Source organism: Bacillus sp. AFS001701 (genome assembly GCF_002559405.1).
Taxonomy (GTDB): domain Bacteria; phylum Bacillota; class Bacilli; order Bacillales; family Bacillaceae_G; genus Gottfriedia.
The window spans coordinates 1-7479 of the sequence record NZ_NTZO01000389.1 but is presented as its reverse complement, the minus strand read 5'-3'; the positions used below and the strand labels follow the sequence as shown (position 1 = coordinate 7479).

Here is a 7479-nt window from a genome sequence, read left to right as displayed (position 1 = left end):
AAACAGTATGAACTAGTGTATGATAAGTAAATTACTATAAAAGTTTAAACTTTCTATAGTCATAATAAAGGAGCATTTATTTGTTAAAATGATATCTCAAAATTTAAGGGAGCTCATTATGGCAATATAGATGACAATAGAGAAATCTTTAATTATCAATTTCAAAATTAAAAAGGTGAAATAAATGATTGTAAATACACTAAGTGACGTAAATAAGTTAATTAAAGAATGGCAAACTGCAATTGAAGCGGAACGCAATTATTTGAAATTTCAAGGTGGTAGAAGTTATACCCTTTCTAAGGGGACTCCACTATACCAAATTGGACAAAGTACGGTTATCTTGTTTACGATTTATGCAGAAATTTTTGTCCCAGAAGGAACGCCGGTTCGAATTAAAATAGAAAATCAAGAGTATCAAGGTGAATTATTGTCATTTAAAGGCTCTCAAGTTGAAATTAAAATAAATGAGAGAATTAATTCGACGATTCCATATGCTGAACTTTTTAATGAACCATGGGAGTTACTAGATCAATTAATTGAAAGACTTGAGGAAATAAAAGATTATCGTAGTAAACAAAAAAGAATTATGAAGCTAATGAATGCTGATTCAACTGCTAAACATTTAAGTAAAATGAAGAAAGAAAGTTCAACAAAGCAGGAGCTAATTTATCGTTCGTTTTATAATGCAACAACATATATATGGGGACCACCGGGTACTGGGAAATCTTATAATTTAACTAATATCATTTTAAAACATTACGAAAAAAATAAGTCAGTTTTAGTAATAGCTCATTCTAATGCTGCAGTAGATGTTTTAATGAAAAATGTAATTCATGAATTAGAAAAGAAAGATAAATGGAAAAGTGGCGAGATTGTCCGCTACGGTTATACAAAAGATGAAGTGTTATTACAACACGAAGATGTCCTTTCTTCAAAGCTTGTTGAGGTAAATGGAAGCATAAATCAATATGAGTTAGAAAATTTAGATGAACGAAAGCACTCGATGCTAAGGAAAGCTAGAAGAGGAGCAGCTTCAAAAAAAGAATTAGATGATTTAAGTAAAATTCAAAATAAGTTAAATAAAATTCGAGGGGAAATTCGTGAAAAAGAAAAAGAATTGATTGATCAAGCAAAAGTGATCGGAACTACATTATCTAAATGTTCAATTGATCCATTAATCTATTTACGCCAGTTCGATTTAGTCATTGTGGATGAAATTAGCATGGCATATACACCACAAATCGCCTTTGCTTCAACATTAGGGAAACGAATTGTTGTATGTGGAGATTTTAAACAATTACCACCAATTGCAGCATGCTTTCATAATGAATATGTTAAAAAGTGGTTACAGGAAGATTTATTTCATCATACTGGTATTGTCCAAAAGATAGAGAATGGTGAACCATTAATTAATTTAGTTTTATTGAATCAGCAAAGGAGAATGCATCCGGCCATATCTGGATTTACGAATAATGAAATCTATCATTCGTTAGTGTTTGATCATCCTTCTGTCAAAAAAAGACAGGAAATCGCAAAACATAAACCATTTCCAATGCAAGCAAATAGTTTAATAAATTCACAATTTCTAAAAACCTATGCTTTAAAAGATTCAAATACCAATTCTAGATATAATTTAGGGTCTGCGATTATTGCAATTCAATGTATTCTTTCAAGTATAGTAGATGGGGTCAAGTCACTTGGAATTGTAACGCCATATAGAGCACAGGCAAAGTTACTTACGGCACTCCATAAAGAGATTATCGGGAAAACAAAATATCGAGAATTACCGATACAAATCGCAACAGTTCACCGATTTCAAGGAGCGGAGTGCGACGTAATCATTTTTGATTCAGTTGATACGAAACCACAATATTCTCCTGGATTACTACTAACAGATCAAAACAGTGAAAGGTTAATTAATGTTGCATTGACTAGAGCTCGGGGTAAATTTATTCATATTGCAGATATTCCATTTATAAAAAGTAAAACAAATTCAAAAAAGACGATTAATAAGTTAATTCATTTCCAAATGGAAAATGAATACAAGGTTAGTAAAGAAGAGTTTGAAAAGGTTTTTTCAAAGAGTATATCAAAGAGGTTAAGACTGTTTTTAAATGATTCAATGGACCTGAAAAATGAATTAGTAGATGATTTAAAAAATGCTAAGAAAAAAATAATTGTCTCAATGCCAAATTTATCTGAAATGTCTTTGGAAATTCGAAAACTTATTAATGAAGTAGAGATACCTATTCTATTTATAAGTGAATCTCATTTTGAAAATCAAAAAAATAGAAGTTTTATTAAAAAAGACCAAGTTCAACCTTTCATTATGATTGATAATGAAATTTTATGGTATGGAATACCTTTGTCACATGTTAGTTTAAACCAATCAAATAACTCTGCGAGATTGAATTGTCCTTTAACCTGTCAAATATTAAAAGGATTTATCGACTATTAAAAGTTACATAGAGCGTATTCTATGTAATTTTTTTTATTCTTATTAAATAATTTATTGCATAAATTAATAATAAAATGCTACGGGATAGGTGAATAAATGGTCGATCGATCGGTATTTTCTAAATTGTCTATGCCTTGTGCTTTTTTAGATTGGGATGCTTTTGTTCAAAATGTGGATGATATTGCAGCTAAATCAAACGGTAAGAAAATACGAATTGCTACAAAATCAATTCGTAGTGTACAAGTTTTAAACTATATTTTAGAGAGCAATGTTTGTTATGAGGGGCTAATGTGTTATAACCCCCATGAAGCGGATTTTCTTGCTGAAAATGGATTTGATAATTTATTAATTGGTTATCCAACAGTTGATGTAATAGGATTAAGTAAAATTGCATTACAAATAAAAAAGGGTAAAAAAATCATATGTATGGTGGATCAGACTGAACAAATTAGTATGATTGAAAAGATTGCAGCAAAAAATGAAATTATTATTCCACTTTGTATCGATATAGATATGAGTACATCATATTTTGGTTTTCATTTTGGAGTTAGAAGGTCACCAATAAAAGAACCTAGAGATTTAGTACCGCTACTAACCCATATTTTGCAATCCTTGAACGTCCGTTTAGAAGGAATTATGGGATATGAGGCGCAAATTGCGGGTGTTGGTGATGATGCTAAAAATAAGATTATTAAAAATAAAATAATCCAGTTTTTAAAGACGAAATCATTAGGTGAAATAGCGAAAAAAAGAAGAGAAATTGTTAAATACATTGAAAAAGATGGCTACCATCTTGAGTTTGTTAATGGTGGAGGTACTGGAAGTCTTCACTCGACGACAAAGGAGAAAGTAGTTACTGAAATAACAGTGGGCTCAGGATTTTACGCTCCAACATTATTTGATGAATACAGAAGTTTTCAATATCAGCCAGCAATTGGCTTTGCTTTACCAATCATTCGAAAACCAGCGGATAAGATTTTTACATGCACAAGTGGAGGATTTATCGCATCAGGTGCTGTAGGAAAAGAAAAATTACCAACTCCATATTCCCCAGATCATTGTACTTTATTGCCACTAGAAGGTGCTGGTGAAGTTCAAACCCCAGTTTTTTATTCAGGACATGAAGATTTAAAAATAGGAGAAGCAATTTTATTTAGACCAAGTAAGTCTGGTGAAATTGCTGAGCGTTTTTCTCATTTATATGTAGTAAGTAAAAATAAGATTATCGACCGGTTCACAACATACAGAGGAGATAGGGGGTGCTTCCTATGAAAAATATGTTATGGAAAAACTGGTCTGGAAGTGTAAAGTTTAAACCGAATCAAGTATTGTATCCATCCTCAATTGAAGAAATTGTAAACCTCGTTAAAAAAGCTAACTCGGAAAATAAGAAAATAAGAGTAGTAGGTTCAAGTCACTCATTTACTCCACTAATTTCAACAAACGACTATTTAATGTCACTAGATAATTTAAATGGCGTAATTTCAATTAACAAAGAGGAACAAATTGCCGAAGTTTGGGCTGGAACTAAGCTTGAGCAGTTAGGAAATGAATTATACGAATCAGGATATTCGCAAGAAAATTTAGGGGATATTAATGTTCAATCGATTGCAGGAGCATTTTTAACGGGTACACACGGCACAGGAATCGATCACGGAATTTTATCTACACAAATCGAAGAGATGACAGTAGTATTACCATCAGGTGATCTATTAGATTGTTCAAAGACAAAAAATACAGATATTTATAGGGCATTTGGCGTGTCCTTAGGTTTACTTGGCATAGTTGTTAAATTTAAAATTAGAATAAAGCCTGCTAAAACGTATCGTTATGAGAGTAAAAAAATAATGATTGATGAAGTTAATAGTAATCTATTAAATTTGAAAAAAGAAAATGAACATTTTGAGTTTTACTTATTCCCTTATTCTGATCATGTTCAAGTAAAGATAATGAATGAAACTAGAACGAAAAAACATTCATTTAAATTTGAGAAATGGAAGGTATCAACCATTGAAAATAAAGCATTCTGGTTATTAAGTGAATTTAGTAGAAACTTCCCAAAAAGTAGTTCTCAAATTAGTAAAATAAGTGGTAGAAGTGTTCCAAATTCAAGAATGGTCGGACCGAGCCATGAATTATTTTCAACAACTCGAAATGTAAAATTTAATGAAATGGAATATAGTATTCCAGCTGAATATATGAATGATGCGACGTTAGAAATACAAGAAGAAATAAAAAATAAACGATTTAACGTCCATTTCCCAATCGAATGTCGATTTGTAAAAGGAGATAATTTTTTAATAAGTCCTGCTTCAATACGTGATTCAGCGTATATCGCAATCCATATGTATAAAGGAATGGATCATCAAGAGTATTTTAATAGAATAGAAGAAATTCTTCAAAGCTATAACGGCAGACCACATTGGGGGAAAATGCATTCAATGAATATAGAAAAACTAAATAAATCGTATCCATCATTATCTAACTTTCTTACTATTCGAAGACTATTAGATAAGAATAATATTTTTGTGAATGCTTATTTAGCCAAATTATTTAAGATTGAATAATAGTTGTTGGTTAGATGACTTGCTGTTAAATGATTTAATAGTTTTCAGCTGTATTACCTTAATTATATAAGTGGGAATATATAAAAGTACGAACATTAAGTGAAGTTTTTTGGAAAACTTGGCCTAAATTAATAAGTACTATTCACAACAGCGTAAAATGACTGAACAAGCTTCAGTCATTTTTTTATGAAAATCTAATTGAAAATATTTATCAATTGTATTATGATAAGTAATGAGAAAAGTTATCAATACTATTACATATATTTAATTTAGATTTTTCGGGGGTATTTTCATGAAGAAGCAAACTACTATGATCGCAATTTCGCTTGCTACAAGTTTAATGATGGCAGGTTGTGCACAAAAAAGTGAAGAAGCTAGTAACGTAAAAAAAGAATCAAAAGTAGAAGCAAAAATAAATTTAGATTCAGAGATTAATAATTATAGAGATTTCGTTGTATCTCAAACGGAAGAGTTCGTATCAAATACACAGAAGTTCGTTGATGCAATTAATGCAGGAAACATGGCAGAAGCAAAACGTTTATATCCAATTAGTCGTTCCTATTACGAAAGAATTGAACCAGTAGCAGAATCATTTGGCGATTTAGATCCAAAAATTGATGCACGTGAAGGTGATGTACCTGCAAACGAGTGGACGGGTTTCCATAAAATTGAGCAAGTTCTTTGGGTTCAAAATACAACAAAAGGTCTTGAAAAATATACAGAACAACTTATGAAGGATGCTAACTACTTAAGAGCAAAAGTAGAAACAGCTGAAATTGATCCTGTATTATTTGTAACTGGTCCTGTAGAATTATTAAATGAAGTATCATCTTCAAAAGTAACTGGCGAAGAAGAACGATATTCTCATACTGATTTAGCTGATTTTGCAGCTAACGTGGAAGGTTCAGATAAAATCGTTCAATTATTATCAGAAAAACTAAAAGCAAAAGATGCTGATCTAGCTTCAACAATTGAAACTAGATTCAATGATTTAATGACAACATTAAATACTTATAAAAAAGGTGATCAATACGTTGATTACAAACAATTAAAAGAAAATGAAGTGAAAAAATTGGCTCAACAAGTAGATGCATTAGCAGAACCGATTTCTCAAGTTGGGTCAACATTAGGGGTTAAATAATATGAAAAAATTAGAAACGAATAAAGTTTCTAGAAGAGATGCATTAAAACTTATTGGAGTTGGTGGAGCTGGTATACTTATTGGTGCAACTGGAATTGAAGCAGCTACTGAAAAGGTAACTAATTTCTTTTCACCAGCTAAAGCGGATGCAAGAGAGATTCTTCCGTTTTATGGTACGCAACAACAAGGTATTACAACTCCTGCACAAGATTTTATGTATTTGGCGTCATTTAAACTAGAAACTACTTCAAAAGCAGATGTCAAAACAATGTTTAAAAAATGGACTGAAGCAGCAGCATTAATGAGTGAAGGAAAGGAACTAGGTGATTCTGAATTTCCTTCATCACCACCAATTGATACGGGTGAAGCAACAGGTTTACAACCAATGAAGCTTACGTTTACATTTGGAGTTGGTCCTTCATTTTTTGACCGATTATCAATTCAATCAAGTAAGCCATCGGGGTTAAAAGAATTACCCCATTTCCCTGGTGATGATTTAAGAGAGGAATGGAACGGTGGAGACATCGTAGTTCAAGTTTGTGCAAACGATCAACAAGTTGCCTTCCATGGCGTTAGAAATTTGATTCGTATTGGACGTGGTACTGTTAGTTTAAAATGGATGCAGCACGGCTTCCAACGTTCATCTGGAGCGGATCCATCTGGTAGTACACCTAGGAACCTAATGGGCTTTAAAGACGGTACTGGAAATCCAGATACTAAAGATGAAAAAGAAATGAATACACATATTTGGGTACAAAATGGCGATGGTCCAGCTTGGCTAACAGGAGGTTCTTATCTAGTTGCAAGACGTATTCGTATCCGTGTTGAGGAATGGGATCGTAGTTCATTACAAGATCAAGAACAAACATTTGGTCGTCACAGAGCATCTGGTGCACCAATTGGTGAAAGTAGTGAATTTGCTAAAATAGATTTAAAGAAAACAGATGATAATGGGAAATTAATGATTCCTGCAAATTCACATGTTGCTTTAGCAAAAGGAAAAGGTAAAATTAAAATTTTAAGAAGATCTTATTCATATACTGACGGACTTGATATCCAAACAGGAAAATTAGATGCAGGCTTACTATTTGTAAGTTTCCAAAGAGACTTAGAAAAACAATTTATTCCTTTACAAGATAAATTAGCAAAAATGGATTTATTGAACGAATACATTGAGCATAATGGTAGTGCAGTATTTGCATGCTTCCCAGGTGTTAAGAACGGAAGTTATATTGGTGAAGGATTACTTTAGGTGAATTGCATGAAAAAAAATATACTTTTAATAGCTAGTTTACTATTTTTTAGTTTAATAT

5 protein-coding genes are annotated in these 7479 nt (G+C 31.8%); all 5 read left to right on the top strand.

What is annotated here, in order from left to right:
* Positions 1-184 precede the first annotated feature (184 nt).
* The 5 genes from CN514_RS19885 to efeB all read left to right on the top strand — a co-directional run bounded on the left by CN514_RS19885 (position 185) and on the right by efeB (position 7418).
* The gene (locus tag CN514_RS19885; RefSeq protein WP_098234076.1) at positions 185-2458 is read left to right on the top strand and encodes an AAA domain-containing protein; all 2274 of its coding nucleotides are present in this window, start codon (positions 185-187) and stop codon (positions 2456-2458) included.
* Between the two features lie 96 nt (positions 2459-2554).
* Positions 2555-3730, top strand: coding sequence for an alanine racemase (locus CN514_RS19880; protein ID WP_098234075.1), 1176 nt, complete (start codon positions 2555-2557; stop codon positions 3728-3730).
* Entirely contained in the window at positions 3718-5025 is a 1308-nt protein-coding gene (locus CN514_RS19875; RefSeq protein ID WP_098234074.1) for a D-arabinono-1,4-lactone oxidase, read from the top strand. The genes CN514_RS19880 and CN514_RS19875 overlap by 13 nt, the downstream gene beginning before the upstream one ends.
* 292 nt (positions 5026-5317) lie before the next feature.
* Complete coding sequence (gene efeO / locus CN514_RS19870) at positions 5318-6166, top strand: iron uptake system protein EfeO (RefSeq protein ID WP_098234073.1); 849 nt, start codon at positions 5318-5320, stop codon at positions 6164-6166.
* Position 6167: 1 nt separating this feature from the next.
* Positions 6168-7418 carry an iron uptake transporter deferrochelatase/peroxidase subunit gene (efeB, locus tag CN514_RS19865; RefSeq protein WP_098234072.1) on the top strand — a complete coding sequence of 417 codons (1251 nt, stop codon included), beginning with the start codon at positions 6168-6170 and terminating at the stop codon, positions 7416-7418.
* The last annotated feature ends 61 nt before the right edge of the window (positions 7419-7479 follow it).